The organism is Yoonia sp. (assembly GCF_017854565.1).
Classification (GTDB): domain Bacteria; phylum Pseudomonadota; class Alphaproteobacteria; order Rhodobacterales; family Rhodobacteraceae; genus Yoonia.
Genome location: NZ_JAFMHJ010000013.1, coordinates 1 through 15,654, shown reverse-complemented (window position 1 = coordinate 15,654; position 15,654 = coordinate 1). Strand labels below are relative to the sequence as shown.

General features: G+C 60.9%; 15 protein-coding genes. 8 read left to right on the top strand and 7 right to left on the bottom strand.

From position 1 onward, the window contains the following. Positions 1 to 39 precede the first annotated feature (39 nt). A complete protein-coding gene (locus QZ196_RS07465) occupies positions 40 to 675 on the bottom strand; it encodes a DnaJ domain-containing protein (RefSeq protein ID WP_296425183.1) in 636 nt (211 codons plus the stop codon). A 78-nt stretch (positions 676 to 753) separates the two neighbouring features. On the opposite strand from QZ196_RS07465, the gene QZ196_RS07460 reads away from it, so the two are divergent. Continuing rightward, positions 754 to 1,005, top strand: coding sequence for a BolA family protein (locus tag QZ196_RS07460; RefSeq protein WP_296425182.1), 252 nt, complete (start codon positions 754 to 756; stop codon positions 1,003 to 1,005). On the opposite strand, the gene QZ196_RS07455 is transcribed toward QZ196_RS07460, so the two are convergent. Beyond that, positions 1,006 to 1,371 (bottom strand): DUF4177 domain-containing protein, encoded by a 366-nt coding sequence (locus QZ196_RS07455; protein ID WP_296425181.1) that lies wholly within the window; start codon positions 1,369 to 1,371, stop codon positions 1,006 to 1,008. A 103-nt stretch (positions 1,372 to 1,474) separates the two neighbouring features. Beyond that, complete coding sequence (gatB, locus tag QZ196_RS07450; RefSeq protein WP_296425180.1) at positions 1,475 to 2,986, bottom strand: Asp-tRNA(Asn)/Glu-tRNA(Gln) amidotransferase subunit GatB; 1,512 nt, start codon at positions 2,984 to 2,986, stop codon at positions 1,475 to 1,477. A gap of 140 nt (positions 2,987 to 3,126) precedes the next feature. Here gatB and QZ196_RS07445 point away from each other — a divergent pair, with 140 nt between their 5' ends. Beyond that, complete coding sequence (locus tag QZ196_RS07445) at positions 3,127 to 3,879, top strand: transglycosylase SLT domain-containing protein (protein WP_296425179.1); 753 nt, start codon at positions 3,127 to 3,129, stop codon at positions 3,877 to 3,879. Here QZ196_RS07445 and QZ196_RS07440 read toward each other — a convergent pair. Both QZ196_RS07440 and pepN read right to left on the bottom strand, forming a co-directional pair. Beyond that, a complete protein-coding gene (locus tag QZ196_RS07440) occupies positions 3,827 to 4,696 on the bottom strand; it encodes a lysophospholipid acyltransferase family protein (protein WP_296425178.1) in 870 nt (289 codons plus the stop codon). The genes QZ196_RS07445 and QZ196_RS07440 overlap by 53 nt on opposite strands. A gap of 102 nt (positions 4,697 to 4,798) precedes the next feature. Beyond that, a complete protein-coding gene (gene pepN / locus QZ196_RS07435) occupies positions 4,799 to 7,417 on the bottom strand; it encodes an aminopeptidase N (RefSeq protein ID WP_296425177.1) in 2,619 nt (872 codons plus the stop codon). A gap of 118 nt (positions 7,418 to 7,535) precedes the next feature. Here pepN and QZ196_RS07430 point away from each other — a divergent pair, with 118 nt between their 5' ends. From QZ196_RS07430 to QZ196_RS07405, 6 genes are all read left to right on the top strand, one after another. After that, positions 7,536 to 7,685: a DUF2256 domain-containing protein gene (locus tag QZ196_RS07430; RefSeq protein ID WP_296425176.1), complete on the top strand. Its 150-nt coding sequence runs from the start codon at positions 7,536 to 7,538 to the stop codon at positions 7,683 to 7,685. Between the two features lie 114 nt (positions 7,686 to 7,799). Then, positions 7,800 to 9,947, top strand: coding sequence for a malate synthase G (locus tag QZ196_RS07425; protein WP_296425175.1), 2,148 nt, complete (start codon positions 7,800 to 7,802; stop codon positions 9,945 to 9,947). Positions 9,948 to 9,986: 39 nt separating this feature from the next. Beyond that, positions 9,987 to 10,415 (top strand): heme-binding protein, encoded by a 429-nt coding sequence (locus QZ196_RS07420; protein WP_296425174.1) that lies wholly within the window; start codon positions 9,987 to 9,989, stop codon positions 10,413 to 10,415. Positions 10,416 to 10,545: 130 nt separating this feature from the next. Continuing rightward, positions 10,546 to 11,313: a gamma-glutamyl-gamma-aminobutyrate hydrolase family protein gene (locus tag QZ196_RS07415; protein WP_296425173.1), complete on the top strand. Its 768-nt coding sequence runs from the start codon at positions 10,546 to 10,548 to the stop codon at positions 11,311 to 11,313. Between the two features lie 80 nt (positions 11,314 to 11,393). Beyond that, on the top strand, positions 11,394 to 11,933 hold the full coding sequence (locus QZ196_RS07410; RefSeq protein ID WP_296425172.1) for a flavodoxin domain-containing protein: 540 nt from the start codon (positions 11,394 to 11,396) through the stop codon (positions 11,931 to 11,933). A gap of 64 nt (positions 11,934 to 11,997) precedes the next feature. Then, complete coding sequence (locus tag QZ196_RS07405) at positions 11,998 to 12,693, top strand: D-lyxose/D-mannose family sugar isomerase (protein WP_296425171.1); 696 nt, start codon at positions 11,998 to 12,000, stop codon at positions 12,691 to 12,693. Here QZ196_RS07405 and QZ196_RS07400 read toward each other — a convergent pair. Together QZ196_RS07400 and QZ196_RS07395 are read right to left on the bottom strand one after the other, a co-directional pair. After that, positions 12,690 to 14,924 (bottom strand): molybdopterin cofactor-binding domain-containing protein, encoded by a 2,235-nt coding sequence (locus QZ196_RS07400; RefSeq protein WP_296425170.1) that lies wholly within the window; start codon positions 14,922 to 14,924, stop codon positions 12,690 to 12,692. The genes QZ196_RS07405 and QZ196_RS07400 overlap by 4 nt on opposite strands. 3 nt (positions 14,925 to 14,927) lie before the next feature. Continuing rightward, positions 14,928 to 15,392 (bottom strand): (2Fe-2S)-binding protein, encoded by a 465-nt coding sequence (locus tag QZ196_RS07395; protein ID WP_296425169.1) that lies wholly within the window; start codon positions 15,390 to 15,392, stop codon positions 14,928 to 14,930. Between the last annotated feature and the right edge of the window lie 262 nt (positions 15,393 to 15,654).

The following is a 15,654-nucleotide window of genomic DNA, read 5'->3' as shown; positions in this document are numbered from 1 at the left end:
CAGCGTGGCTTTTGCGTTTGATGGGGGGCGGTCGGGCACCTAGTCTTTTTCGCGGAAATTCCGGCTGACTTTGATCTGTTCCCAAGCCCAGACCACCTCTGACAGTTGTTCTTCCTGACTGCGGTCGCCGCCGTTCATATCGGGGTGCAGGATCTTGATCAGTGCCTTGTAGGCCTTGCGGATTTCCGGCTTCGACCAATTGTCCTTCGCTTCGAGGATTTCCATCGCGCGGCGTTCGGTGGGGGGCAGTTTGCGCCCGACAGCGGCACCACGACCGGGGTTCCGGGTCGCGTTTTGCCCCAGTACCTGATGTGGATCATCGACGCCCAACCGCGCCCATGCGCGTTCTTCAACGGTGCGCTTGAACGGCTTTGTGGGGCGTTCCCAGACACGGTCCTGTTCCATCTGCGCGGCCAGTTCGGCCTCGGAGGTGGTGTCGAAGAAATTCCATTTCAGGTTGTATTCGCGCACGTGTTCCTGACAGAACCAGAAATAGTCATCCAGAATATCCGGCGACTTGGGCGCGCGGTACTTTCCAGCCTGCGCGCAACCGTCGTGGTCGCAGACGCGCATTGATGTCTCGGACGCGCCGGACATACCGCGTCGCCCGCGCGGGTTTTTCTTCTTAGAGCTCGACACTGACATGTCAAAGCCAAAGGGGTCATTTTTTTTCATGGCGTGTCTTACCTTTCAGACTCGGCCAATAAACCTTAAACCTCCCAGCGAGAGATAGAAGAGGGCAGAGGGAAAATAATGGCACTAGACACCGAAATTCGTACCGCTTTGACGGTACTTTCGCCAACCAAGCTGGACGTGATCAACGAAAGCGCGCTGCACAGTGGACATGCAGGCGATGATGGGTCGGGCGAAAGCCATTGGCGTATCGTGATCACGGCCCCGGGGTTGAACGATTTGTCGCGCATCGGGCGCCACCGCGCCATCCATAGTGCGCTGGGCTCCGATATCATCGGGCGGATTCACGCGCTGGCAATTGATATCCAGTAATTATTCGGCAGCGACGTCCGGCGAGGGCCGCTGTGGTGCGGTCACGGGGGTCTGCTGCTGCTTGGCCGCGACACGTTCGGCCCCGGTTTTTGGCGGCGCTGTCAGCGTCGGCGCCGGGGCTGCGACCTGTGGGGCCAGTTTCGTGCGGCGGAACACCAACATGTTCTGAAACACAGTCGTCTTGCCCAGCAAACCTTCGCGTTGTTCGCAGGGCAGGGTATCTGTGCGCAGGTATTCCCAGCCAAACGCTGCCAAATCGTTCATGGTCGTCTCAAGGGCGTGGGCAAAGCGGTATTCGACCGATTTGAGGCCCTTGGCCTTCACGCCGCGCATCGGCGCCGGCACGACTTTGTATTCGTATGACATCACGTCACCCCTGTTGGCCCCCTTAGGGCCTATAGCAAAAGTATGGCACGAATCCAAGTATTCGCAATGGGACCGTATGAGCGGTGCGTGACATGCCCACGCCCTAAAGCCCCAGTTTTGCCGCGACCAATTCGTTGACAACGCCCGGATTGGCCTTGCCGCCGGTCGCTTTCATGACTTGGCCGACGAACCAGCCTGCCAGCTTTGGATTGGCTTTCGCCTTTTCGACCTGCGCGGGGTTGGCGGCGATGATTTCGTCAACTGCGGCCTCGATGGCACCTGTGTCAGTGACCTGTTTCATACCTTCGGTAGCGACGATTTCAGCAGGGTCGCGGCCTGTGGTATAGCAGATTTCAAACACATCCTTGGCGATCTTGCCCGAGATGTCGCCGGATTTGATCAGGCCGACCAGAGCGCCCAGTTGCGCGGCGGAAACGGGGCTGTCTTCGATGCTATGGTCTTCTTTCTTGAGGCGGCCAAACAGTTCGTTGATCACCCAGTTGGCGGCCAGTTTGCCGTCGCGGCCAGCGGCGACCTGTTCAAAGTACACCGCATTGGCCAGTTCCGCCGTCAGCACCGAGGCGTCATAGTCAGCCAAGCCGAAATCGCGGATAAAGCGCGCCTTTTTTGCGTCGGGCAGTTCGGGCAGTGCAGCTTTGATACTGTCCACCCAATCCTGTTCGATTTCCAGCGGCAGCAGGTCGGGGTCCGGGAAGTAGCGGTAATCATGGGCTTCTTCTTTGGATCGCATCGACCGGGTTTCGTTCTTGTCGGGATCGTAAAGGCGGGTTTCCTGGGTGACTTCCTTGCCATCTTCGAGCAGGGCAATCTGGCGTCGCGCCTCGACGTCGATGGCCAGTTGGATGAACCGCATGGAGTTCATGTTCTTGATTTCGCAGCGGGTGCCGAGGTGGCTGAAATCCTGTGTCGCCTGATATTTTTCGTATTGGCCGGGGCGGCAGATCGACACGTTGACGTCAGCCCGCAGGTTGCCGTTCTGCATGTTGCCGTCGCAGGTGCCCAGGTAACGCAGGATCTGGCGCAGTTTCAGCACATATGCGGCGGCTTCTTCGGGGCCGCGGATATCGGGGCGGCTGACGATTTCCATCAGCGCCACGCCGGTCCGGTTCAGGTCCACGAACGACATGTTGGGGTCCATGTCGTGGATTGATTTACCCGCGTCCTGTTCCAGATGGATGCGTTCGATCCGCACGAGGCGTGCCTTGCCGTCGCCCATTTCGACCAGCACTTCGCCCTCGCCCACGATAGGGTGGTAGAGTTGCGAGATTTGGTAGCCCTGCGGCAGGTCGGGGTAGAAGTAGTTCTTGCGATCAAAGGCCGAGAAAAGGTTGATCTGCGCGTTCAGGCCCAGCCCGGTCTTGACCGCCTGACTGATGCAGCCTTCGTTGATGACGGGCAACATGCCGGGCATACCCGCGTCCACGAAGGCCACGTTGCTGTTGGGTTCCGCGCCGAATTGGGTAGAGGCCCCCGAAAACAGTTTCGCCTTGGTCGCGACCTGCGCGTGGACCTCCAGCCCGATGACAAGTTCCCAGTCGTGCTGCGCACCGGCGATCACTTTGGGGGTTGGGGTGTCATAGGTCAGGTCGAGCATCTGCGCATCCTTTGGTCAGGTTCGCATGCTGTCTAAAAGAACGTGGGCGCGGCTTCAAGTCGCCATGACATCAGCCAAAAATTGCCGCCGGGCGCCGGACGGTATTGAGCGGCGTGGTTTTGCGGGGCAACGTCACCGCCATGAGACAGATATGGGTCATCATCGCGCTGGTCGTAACGGCAGGGTTTGCGCAAGCCGATCAGGTGGCATCGGTGCGGCCCGTCGCCCGCCCCGATCATATGGTCCGCTATCCCGTCACGATCGAGACGCGCACGCCGGACGTGCGTCCGGTGGCCCGCGACAGTTTTCAGCCCCGCGCGCGCTGGGACAGCAAGCCCGGCGGGCGCGTCTGGACCCGGGCCGCGATGGCGGCGATTGCGGCACATGGTGCGCCGCTGGTGTCGGTGGTGCCGCGCGATATAGCGGTGTGGTGTCCGGGCTATGCCGCCGCGTCGCCGGATCGGCGCCGTGCGTTTTGGGCCGGGATGATGTCGGCGCTGTCCAAGCACGAAAGCACCTATGATCCGCGCGCCGTCGGCGGGGGCGATTCGTGGTACGGGCTTTTGCAGATATATCCCGATACCGCGCGCCGCTATGGCTGTCGGGCACAGACCGGAGAGGCGCTGAAGAACCCCGCCGAAAACCTGAGCTGTGCGGCCCGGATCATGGCCGTGACCGTGGCCCGTGATCGCGCGGTGGCGTTGCATGACGGGCGTTGGCGTGGCGTTGCTGCGGATTGGGGACCGATGACAAGCAGCGCCAAAATCAGCGAAATGGCGGGCTGGACCCGGCGGCAAAGCTATTGTGTGCCGGTTGAAGCTGTGCGCCCGGTCGCGCGCCCTAATCTGCCTGCGGCCGTTTCAACCATGAGCGTGAGGCCGCGACCAGATTGACCGCTGGCGCGTCCTTGCCTCCAAGGGCCAGCGTGGCACGGCGCAGCAGATCAATGCCTTGCTCGGCGTTCTTGGGCATGGAGGCGGCTGAAATCGGCTCGCCTATCGTGACGCGGAACGGCTGTTTGGCCTTGTTCAGCGTCTCGTGGAACAGGGTGATATCGCGCAGGGTCGGGTGCAGCAGGTCGAACAGGTAAAACAGCGCCGAATTGCGCGCCTGAATGTTGATCGGAATGACCGGCAGATCGAATTTGCGCGCCAGCATCGCGGCCGAGGCCATCCAAGGCCGTTCAAAAAGCCGCAGGCCGCGCCGTTTCGCCAGACGTCCAGAGGGGAAGATAACGCCAAGCCGCCCTTCGCTGGTGGCTTGGCGCATGTAGGCCATGGTTTCGCGGGTCTTGGCGTGGCTGCGCAGTTCGCTGCGCCATTCGACCGGGGCGATCATGCTTTCCATCTGGGGAAAGACCCGCAGGATATCGCGGTTGGCAAAGAAATATGCATCGGGCCGGGTGGCGGCGATCAGGTGGTGCAGGATAATGCCGTCGGCGATCCCCGTGGGGTGGTTCGCCACAATCAGGGCTGGGCCGTGGGCCGGGATATGGCCCAGCCCGCTGGCGGTGACATTTTGGGCCAGACGCTGTCCCATCGCCCTCATGATCGCATCGGCGGGCGCGTCTTCGAGGATTTTGGCGATGGCGACGGTGGCATCATAGCCCAGCATCTTGTGCAGGCAGCGCCGGGCGATGCGGGTGCCGGGGCGATCACTGTAAAGCCAGCGCGCACGTTCTGCGATCAGCGGGTCAATGCGATGTTCCATGGCGCATATCTGGCCACGGGTGCGTAACAGTTGCACGACATCTTGCTAAAACTTGCCGCAGCGGCGGAACGCTGCGGCAATTTCATCTTGGATCGGCCATAATCAGCCCAAAATGCGCGTTATCATCTCGGTTGTGTCGGCTGACAGGTTTGGCGTGTCGGCGATTCGCAGCAAGGCGGCCCGGATTTTGGCTTGGCGGGCACCATCATAGCGGCGCCATGTCGAAAAGGCGGTGGACATGCGGGCTGTGGTTTGCGGGTTCAGCGGATCAAGTTTGATCAACCAATCCGCGAGCAGGTCGTATCCGGCCCCACCGGGGTGGTGAAAGCCCGCAGCATTGCCAGCCAGCGCGCCGAAGACCGCGCGGAACCGGTTGGGGTTTTTCATGGTAAAGGCGGGATGTCCGGTCAATCTGGCGGCGGTTTCAGCGGCCTGATCGGGGGCGGCACAGGCAACTTGCAGGCCAAACCATTTGTCCATGACAAGCCGGTCGTTTTGCCACTGTGCCGCGAACCCGCTGAGTGCGGCATCCGCTTTGCCGGTCTTGAGAAGTGCGGTGAGGGCGGCAAGCTGCTGGGTCATATTGTCTGCGCTGGCGTATTGTGCGGCGGCCTGTCTGGCACCATCAAGCCGCGATATCAGCCCAAGGACGGTATTGCCAAGCGCGCGTCGGCCCGCAGACGCCGCATCGGGCGTGTAGGCCCCGGTGACGGTCATATCGGCGTAGACCCGTGGCAGCATATCCTGGAGATGCTGGGCGATATGGAGTTTCAGCGTTTCGTGGGCGTCGTAGATGGCCGATGGGTCGGGGGTTTCGCCCGCATCGACAAGCGTTTGGGCGGTGTCGTCTTCGGTAGGAAGCCCCAGCACCAGCGCGCGGAACGCGGGGTCGAGGCTGTCGTCGCGCAAGACCGCAGACAAACCATCGAGATAATCCGCATCCGGCGTCGCGCCGTCACGCACCATGCGCAACAGCACGTCCTGGGCCAAGGCGCGTCCGGCATCCCATTTGTTGAACGGGTCGGTGTCATGCGCCAAAAGGAACGCGCGCTGGGCGTTGGTTTGGGCATGCGCGATGATCACGGGCGCGGAAAAGTCGCGCAGGATTGATGGGATCGGTTTGCTGGCAAGACCTTCGAACGTAAAGCTTTGTTCGGTCTGGGTCAGTTCCAGCAGGGTGGTCGGGACGATCTCGTCGCCGTTGTCGTTCAGCAGACCCACGGCGACGGGGATCACCATAGGGTGCTTTTGGTCCTGTCCCGGCGTGGGCGGCGTGTGTTGGGTCAACGTCAGCGTATAGCGCCCCGCGCCCCGGACGTGATGCGGGGCCTCTGCGTCGAGGTCCCGGCTCGGGGGCCGGGACAGCTCGCCCGGTTGCCAGCTTTCGCTGACGGTCACGCGGGGGGTGCCGGCCTGACTGTACCATTCGGCGAATTGCGTCAGGTCGCGGCCAGTGGCGTCTGCAAAGACCTTGAGCCAGTCTTCGATCGTGGCCGCGTCGCCGTCGTGGCGTTCAAAATAAAGGTCCAGTGCCTTGGCGTATGCGTCTTCGCCGACCAGACGGCGCAGCATCCCGATGATCTCGGCACCTTTTTCATAGACGGTGACGGTGTAGAAATTGTTGATCTCGACAAAGCTGTCAGGGCGGACGGGATGCGCGAGGGGGCCGTTATCTTCGCGGAACTGGTGCGCGCGCAGGACCACCGCGTCGTTGATCCGTTTGACCGCATGGCCGCGCATGTCGCCGGTGAATTGCTGGTCGCGGAACACGGTCAGCCCTTCCTTGAGGCACAGTTGGAACCAGTCGCGGCAGGTGATGCGGTTGCCGGTCCAGTTGTGGAAATACTCGTGGGCGATGATCGCTTCGATCCGTTCGAAATTGGCATCGGTCGCGGTTTCGGGCGACGCAAGGACGGCGGAGGAGTTGAAGATGTTCAGCCCCTTGTTTTCCATCGCCCCCATATTGAAGTCATCGACCGCGACGATATTAAAGACATCAAGGTCATATGCGCGGCCATACACGTCTTCGTCCCATTTCATGGACTTCTTGAGCGCTTCCATCCCGAAGGCGCATTTGCCTTCGTCGTCGCCGGGGCGCACCCAGATATTCAGTTCCACGGCATTGCCGGACATGGTGGTAAAGCTGTCGGGGTGGTTGACCAGATCGCCCGCGACGAGCGCGAACAGATACGCGGGTTTCGGCCAGGGGTCGTGCCATTCGGCCCAGCCCGTGCCGCTGGCGGACGGGTTGCCATTGGACAAAAGGACCGGCAGGTCGCTTTCGATGCGGACGGTGAAAACGCTCATCACGTCGGGGCGGTCGGGGTAGTATGTGATCTTGCGAAACCCTTCGGCCTCGCATTGGGTGCAATACATGCCGTTCGACATATAAAGCCCTTCGAGGGCGGTGTTGGTTTCGGGACTGATTTCGACCTCTGCCTCGAAGGTGAAGGGGCCGTTGGGGGCCGGGCAGGTCAGGCCGGTTTCGCTGACATCGGGGGTGATGGTTTGCCCGTCGATCTTGGCGCTGATCAGGGTCAGGTGTTCGCCGTGCAGAAAGAAATCACGCGCTGTGGCGTCGGGGTTGGGCCGCAAGGCAATGCGCGAGATCACCCGCGTCGCGGTGGCGGACAGTTTGAATGTCAGGTGGACGCTGTCGACCAGAAAGCTGGGCGGTGTATAGTCGCGCAGGTAGATCGTTTGGGGGGCTGCGTCTTTCATTTCGGTGATCCTTGTACAGGGTGTTTGCACGGAACCTATGTTGCCTGACGGGGATGTGCCACTGGTTTGGCGCGCAAAGCTTTTTGAAAATCATGGCTGCCATGCTAGTTTGTCGGCAATGGCCAAGATGCGCAAAAAATCGGATTTCCCGCAGAAAACCTGCGCCACCTGTGGCCGCCCATTTGCGTGGCGCAAGAAATGGGCGCAGGTTTGGGAGCAGGTGCGCTATTGCTCCGATAGGTGCCGTGCGGCGCGTCTGAAACCATAATCTTGTAAATTGGTCATTGAATATGACCAGAGACGTTGCCTATCGGAAACTTTTCTTCTAATTCTCGGGCGAGGATTGTGTGCTGTTGTATGCCGTCAGAAAATTGGAGACGTGATGACCGACCGTATTGAAAAGCATGGGCTGCAGGTAGCCCTTGAACTGGCTTCATTCATTGAAGACCGCGCCCTGCCGGGAACGGGCATTGCGCCTGACGCCTTCTGGGCTGGCTTTGCGGGGGTGATTGCGCAGATGACACCGCGCAACCGTGCGCTGTTGGAAAAGCGCGAAGATTTGCAGGCCAGGATTGATGCGTGGCATATCGCCCACCGCGACGCGCCACATGATCGCCGTGCCTATGAGGCGTTCCTGCGCGAGATCGGCTATCTTGTCCCCGAGGGCGATGATTTTGAGATCGAGACGACACATGTCGACCCTGAAATTGCAAAGATCCCCGGACCGCAGCTGGTCGTGCCGATCACCAACGCCCGCTTTGCGCTGAATGCGGCGAACGCGCGCTGGGGCAGTCTTTATGATGCGTTCTATGGCACCGATGCCATGGGCGAGCAGCCGCCCAAGGGCCCCTATGACCGCGGTCATGGTGCGCGGGTCGTGGCGCGGTCACGCGTGTTTCTGGACGAGGCGTTCCCGATCAACGGTGCCAGCCATGCGGATGTGCGCCGCTACTATGTGCATGACGGTGCGTTGCTGATTGATGATAACCCGCTGCGCGATCCGGCCAAGTTCGTTGGCTATCGCGGCAATCCAAAGGCGCCTGATGCGGTGGTTTTGGTGAATAACGGTTTGCATGTCGAGCTGGTGTTCGACCGCGCCCACCCGATTGGCAGCCGCGATCAGGCATTGCTGGCCGATGTGCGGCTGGAAAGCGCCGTTTCCGCGATCATGGATTGCGAGGACAGCGTCGCGTGCGTGGATGCGGAAGACAAGGTAGAGGCCTATGGCAACTGGCTGGGTCTGATGCAGGGCGATCTGACGGCTGATCTGCAAAAGGGTGGCCAGACGGTGACGCGGCGGTTGGCCGAGGATCTGACCTATACTGCGCCGGACGGCGGCACGCTGACCCTAAAGGGGCGCGCATTGCTGTGGATTCGCAATGTCGGCCACCTGATGACAAATCCGGCGGTCTTGGACGCCAGCGGTGCTGAAGTATACGAAGGCCTGATGGACGCGATGATCACCACGCTGGTGGCGATGCATGATCTAAAGCGTGATGGCGGGAATTCGGCGCTTGGGTCGGTCTATGTCGTGAAGCCCAAGATGCACGGGCCGGAGGAGGTTGCCTTTACCAACGACATCTTTGCCGGGGTCGAGGATGCGCTGGGCCTGCCGCGCGACACGGTCAAAATCGGGATCATGGACGAGGAACGCCGCACGACGGTGAACCTCAAGGCGTGTATCCGCGCGGCGAAAACCCGCGTTGCGTTCATCAACACCGGCTTTCTGGATCGGACGGGCGATGAAATTCACACCTCGATGGAAGCCGGGCCGTTCAGCCGCAAGGATTTCATCAAGCGCAAGCAGTGGATTGGCGCCTACGAAGATCAGAACGTCGATATCGGGCTGGAGTGCGGGTTTTCCGGGCGCGCCCAGATCGGCAAGGGCATGTGGGCCATGCCCGATTTGATGGCCGCAATGCTGGAGCAGAAGATTGCCCATCCGCAATCCGGTGCGAACTGCGCATGGGTGCCAAGCCCGACGGCGGCTACGCTGCATGCGCTGCATTATCACAAGGTCAATGTGATGGCCGTGCAGGCCAAGCTGCGCGCGGGCGGGCGGCGTGCCTATGTATCGTCGATCCTGGATATTCCGCTGGCGCAGTATCAGCGCTGGACGGATGCACAAAAGATCAAAGAGGTCGAAAACAACGCCCAAGGGATTTTGGGATATGTCGTGCGCTGGATTGATCAGGGCGTGGGCTGTTCCAAGGTGCCTGACATCAACAATGTCGGCCTCATGGAGGATCGCGCGACCTGCCGGATTTCCAGTCAGGCTCTGGCGAACTGGCTGCATCACGGCGTTGTCACGCAGGCACAGGTGATGGAGGCCATGCAAAAGATGGCAGCCGTCGTGGATGCACAGAATGCGGGTGACCCGGCGTATCGCCCGATGGCGCCGAACTTTGACGGGATCGCGTTTCAGGCGGCGTGTGATCTGGTGTTCAAGGGGCGGATTCAACCGTCAGGCTATACCGAACCTGTCTTGCATCAGCGGCGGTTAGAGTTGAAGGCGCAGCGTAATCATTAAGGATTGGCGGGGATGACCCCGCCCTACGGGAGATAACGAATGACTGATATTTCAGCGAGCAAGGCGCGGACCATCATCCGCAAGGCATTGGCCAAGGGCAATGAGATGGGGTTCAAACCCTTGTCTGTCGTCGTGCTTGATGCCGGTGGCCATGTCAAAGCGTTCGAGCGCGAGGATGGCGCCGCACCGGGGCGGTTTGGCATCGCACATGGCAAGGCCTATGGGTCGGTCATGCTGGGCATGGCGGGCACCGCGCAGATGGCAAGGGCCGAGGCGCAGGCGTATTTCATGGCCGCTGTGAACGGCGTTTACGGCGGGCAGGTGGTGCCGGTTCCGGGCGGTGTGCTGCTGCGTGACAAGCGCGGTGCGGTGATGGGTGCCGTCGGCGTGACGGGCGACACATCCGATAATGATGTCATTGCCGCGATGGCGGGCATCGAGGCGGCAGGGCTACAGGGCGAAGCCTAGGCGCCTCAATCTTCGGCAAATGCGCTATACGGACCACATGTGCGGGGATGCTGCGGCCTGTGTGCGCATGCTGTGTCTTCCGTTGCGAGAAATTCGGATGTAACAAGGGCGAAACCCGAAAGGAATGTTCATGCGGCGGCCCGTGATTGGTATTATCGGTAACAGTCATCTGATCAACGACCAATATATTGTCCATGGTGCGGGGCAGATGAATGCGCAGGCGCTTTCTGATGTTGCCGGTGCGATTCCCATCATTATTCCCACCGACCCCGCTGTGGTGTCGGTGGCCGAGTTGATGGTAACCTGTGATGGGTTTTTGTTCACCGGCGGCCGCCCCAATGTCCACCCCGAGGAGTATGGCGAAGCGGCAACCGAGGCGCATGGCGCTTTTGACCGCGACCGCGATCGCATTGCATTGCCCCTGATCCGGGCCTGCGTGGCGCAGGGGCAGCCGATCTTTGGCATTTGTCGGGGGTTTCAAGAGGTGAACGTGGCCATGGGTGGCACGCTTTATCCCGAAATTCGTGACTTGCCGGGGCGTGATAACCACCGGATGCCGCCCGACGGTACGATGGAGGAAAAGTTTCAGCTGCGCCACGAGGTGACGTTTGCAGAGGGTGGACCGTTTCATCGGCTGATGGGGACCCGCGCGGTGATGACGAACACGTTGCATGGGCAGGGCATCAAAGATCCCGGACCGCGCATCGTGATTGATGGCCATGCGCCCGACAGCACGCCAGAGGCGATCTATGTCGCTGATGCACCGGGATTTACCCTGTCCGTGCAGTGGCATCCAGAGTGGAATGCGCTGGGTGATCCGGTGTCGCGGCCCTTGTTCGAGGCCTTTGGCGATGCGTGCCGTGCATGGGCCGCCGGGGCGCTGCGCAAGGCGGGTTAGCGTCGGTTCGCACTGACCTGGATCAACCTGCGGTGCGACGTGGCGGGCATTATGGTGTCCAAACCACGTTGGAGCGCACCATGAAAATTTTGATCGCCTATGCCTCGACCGAGGGGCAGACCCGCAAGATTGTCCGGTTTTGTGCCGATTATCTGACGACGGAAGGCCACAGCGTCGAACTGCTGCCGGCTGAGGATGCGATTGATACCGATTTATCGCAGTTTGATGCGGCCTTGCTGGCCGGGTCCGTCCATGGGGGCAAATATCAAAAACCGCTGATCGCACTGGCAAGTCGGCAGGCGGATGCCTTGGCGCATATGGGTGCCGCGTTCATGTCGGTATCATTGGCCGCTGCCGGTGACGATGAAGACGACTGGGAGGGACTGGAGGACTGCGTGAACCGCTTTGTCAGTCAGACAGAGTGGTCCCCGGCAAGGGTCATGCATGTGGCCGGGGCATTTCGGTTTTCGGAGTATGATTTCCTCAAATCCTGGGCGATGCGTTGGATCGCTGCGCAAAAGGGTCAGGACGTCGATCCGCATAAGGATAAGGAATACACCGATTGGGCCGCATTGCGCATCGCATTATCCGATTGGATAAGCGCGGCTTCGTCCCGCTGAGGCGTCACAACTTGTACACCACCGACGTTTGCGGCATCAATTGCCAAGCGCTCACGGAGGTGGCATGAAACGGTCCCGCATCAACGAGATTATGGCCCAGGCGGATCAGATGATCCGGTCCTATGGCTTTGTATTACCGCCATGGGCCTATTGGACCCCCGCGGAATTTCAGGCGCGGGCCAGTGCCGCCAAGGCGGTGATCGACGCCCGTTGCGGTTGGGATATCACCGATTATGGCGCGGGGCGCTATGATTCGATGGGGTTGTTTCTGTTCACGCTGCGCAATGGGCGGCTGGCGGACCTGCGGCGTGGCGGCGGCATGTGTTATGCTGAAAAGCTGTTGATTTCAAAGCAGGACCAGATGTCGCCGATGCATACCCACGTCATCAAGGCGGAAGATATCATCAACCGGGGCGGGGCAACATTGGTGGTCGCGCTTTATGGTTCGGACGCGGATGGGAATTTTGATGAAACTGCGGGGGGCACTGTCTTTTGCGATGGGCTCCGGCGTGATTTTACACCCGGCGAAAAGCTGAAACTTGCCCCCGGTGAGAGTGTCACGCTGATGCCCGGCGACTGGCACGCGTTTTGGGGCGAAGGGGGGGATGTGCTGATCGGTGAGGTTTCGACCGTCAATGACGATGAGACCGACAACATCTTTCACGACCCGATTGGCCGTTTTGCGCAGGTGGAAGAGGACGCAGCCCCGACCCATTTGCTGGTCAGCGATTACGGGACATGGCTGCGGCAGGCGCTTTAGAGGATCAGATCGAAGGTTTTGAACAATGGCAGTTCGCGCGCGCGGATGCCGGTGAGGTCAAACAATGCATTGCCAAGCGCGGGCATCGCGGGCGGCGTGCCGGGTTCGCCGACGCCACCGAGATGCGGCGCGGTTTCGCGGATCTGCACGGCGAACTGTGGGGTGTTGTGCATGCGCAGGGCGTCGTAGTCGTAGAAGTTCATCTGTTCTGCCTGCCCGTCGGCAAAGGTGATTTCGCCCTGCATCGCCGCCGAAAGCCCATAGATCGCGCCTGATATCATCTGTGCCTCGATGATGGCGGGGTCCAGGGCGGTGCCGACGTCACAGGCGATCCAGACCTTGTTGATGCGGATGCCATTGCCGGTGTCTTCGACTTCGATCACTTCGGCGACGGGGGTGCCAAAGGAATAGGTAAAGCCGATGCCGCGCCCGATATTGGCGGGGGTTTGGCCCGTCCAGCCCGACATTTCGCCCACAGCGGCAATGACCCCCGCAGAGGGCGCGTGTTCGTCCTGCGCCAGTGCCAGCCGGAATTGCAGCGGGTCGGTGCCTGCGGCATGGGCCATTTCGTCGATGAAGGTGTCAAAGAAAAATCCGTTGAAGGAATTGCCGACCGAGCGCCAGAAGCCCAGTGGGATGTCGATTTCGGTCAGGTGGCCGGTGATCCGGTAGTTGGGGATCTTGTAGGGCTGGTCAAACGCGCCTTCGACATGGCCCCGGTCAGGGCCGGGGGGAACCTGACCGGACAGACGCATGCTTGAGTTATGGGTGACGGAGGGCGCGGCGATTTTGCCATCCACCAGCTGTGCGGCGCCATCGCGGACCACGCCGCGAAACCGGGCGCTGGCGGCGGGGCGATAGAAGTCATTGCGCATGTCTTCTTCCCGGCTCCAGATCATTTTGATCGGCGTGCCGGGGAATTCCTTGGCGATGCGGGCGGCCTGCACGGAAAAGTCAAATTCGGCCCGTCGGCCAAAGCCGCCACCCATGAATGTGGTGTGAATGGTGACCTGTTCGGCGGCCAGACCTGTTGCCTTGGCGCATTTGTCGCGGGCGATGATCGGGGCTTGGTTGCCGCACCACACGGTAAGCGCGTCGCCGGTGTAAAGCGCCGTGGCGTTCATCGGCTCCATCGTCGCATGGGCGAGAAAGGGGACGAAATATTCCGCCGTGATTTCGGTGCCGTCCAGGGCGGCGGTGACATCGCCATCGTCACGGGCAGTGCTGTCGGGTTCATTGTCAAGCGAGGCAATGACAGCCGCACGCAGATCAGCTGTCGTTTCGGGATAGTTCGATTTTTCCCACGTGATATCAACCGCTTCGGCAGCCTGAATGGCAAGCCAGGTATTGGTGGCGACGACGCCGATACCGTCACCGAGATTGATGATCGCTGCAACGCCTGCCATATCTCTGGCCACGCTGTCGTCATAAGATACCATGCCGCTGCGGCGCGGGTTCATGCGCACGGTGGCGAATTTCATACCGTCGAGCTTGGAGTCGAGCGCATATGCGGCGGTGCCAGTGGATTTGCCGATCATGTCGGTCCGCGGCATGGATGTGCCCAGATATTTCCACTCTGATTTGTCGCGCAGGTTCACATCCGGCGGGGTGATCGCGGCGGCGGCCCGGGCCAGCGCGGTATAGGGCAGGGTGGTCCCGTCGGGCGCGATCACGGCGCTGTTTTTGGTGCGCAGGGTCGTCGCGTCGACGCCCAATTGGTTGGCGGCGGCCAGTTTGAGCGTCTCGCGGGCGGTGGCCCCGGCGTGGCGCATCCGGTCAAACGCATCTTTGGTCGAGGTCGAGCCGCCGGTGATTTGCAGGTTCAGCAATTTGCCGACCATGCCAACATTCTGGCGCATATTGTGGATGAATGCGGTGTCGGCGTAATGTTTGAACGGCAGGGCAAGGCCCAGCACGGCCTGATTGTAATAGGCCTGAGCGGGGGGGCCGTGCAGGACGGTGATATCGTCCCATGCGACGTCCATCTCTTCGGCGACAAGCGCCGCGAGGGTGGTATGCACGCCCTGTCCCATTTCAGCGCGGGGTGCGATGATGGTCACACCGTCGGCGTTGATAAGGACATAGGCGTTCAACGTGGCCTCGCCCGGGCCCGGCGTCAGCGGGTTGGGGGCATCCTTGCGGATTTGGTACACCCCGAAGGCGACGCCGCCGACGATGGCGGCAGAGCCGATCAGGAAGGTACGGCGGGCGACTTTTCCGATGCTGGCCATGATTTACGCCTCTTGCAGTTTTTGGGCCGCAGTTTTGATCGCGGCGCGGATGCGGGGGTAGGTGCCGCAGCGGCACAAGTTGCCCTGCATGGCCTCGTCGATGTCTTGATCGGTGGGTCCGGGATTCGCGGATAGCAATGCCGCAGCCTGCATGATTTGCCCGGACTGGCAGTAGCCGCATTGGGCGACTTGGTGATCGACCCAGGCCTGTTGGATTATGGCCATGTCGGCAGGGGTTCCCAGGCCTTCGATGGTTGTGACGTCACCCCAGACGTCCGACAGGGCGACCTGACAGGATCGCACCGCCTCGCCGTTGATATGGACGGTGCATGCGCCACAGGCGGCGACGCCGCAGCCGAATTTGGTGCCGGTCAGGCCAACGGCATCGCGCAGAACCCACAAAAGCGGGACATCGCCGGGCAGGTCGACACTGTGGGAGGTGCCATTGATTGTGAGGGTCGTGGGCATTTGGGGCCTCGTGCGAAAGTGAACAGGTAAGTTTAGTTTACCGGAGGTTGTGGTGGCGGGCAATTTTTTCTGCAGGCGGGATCGCATTTGGCAGATCTGCGCCTCCGGCGGGGATATTTCGGCTCGGAAGAAGGTGGGGGAAATTGGGCTATGGGTGTGTGAGGCCGTTGATCTGCTCCAGAAGTTTGGGGATGTTGTCTTTGAAGCGGCTCTGTTGCACAAATTCTGTGAGGGATTCATCTAGTGAATCCAGTGTGGTAGC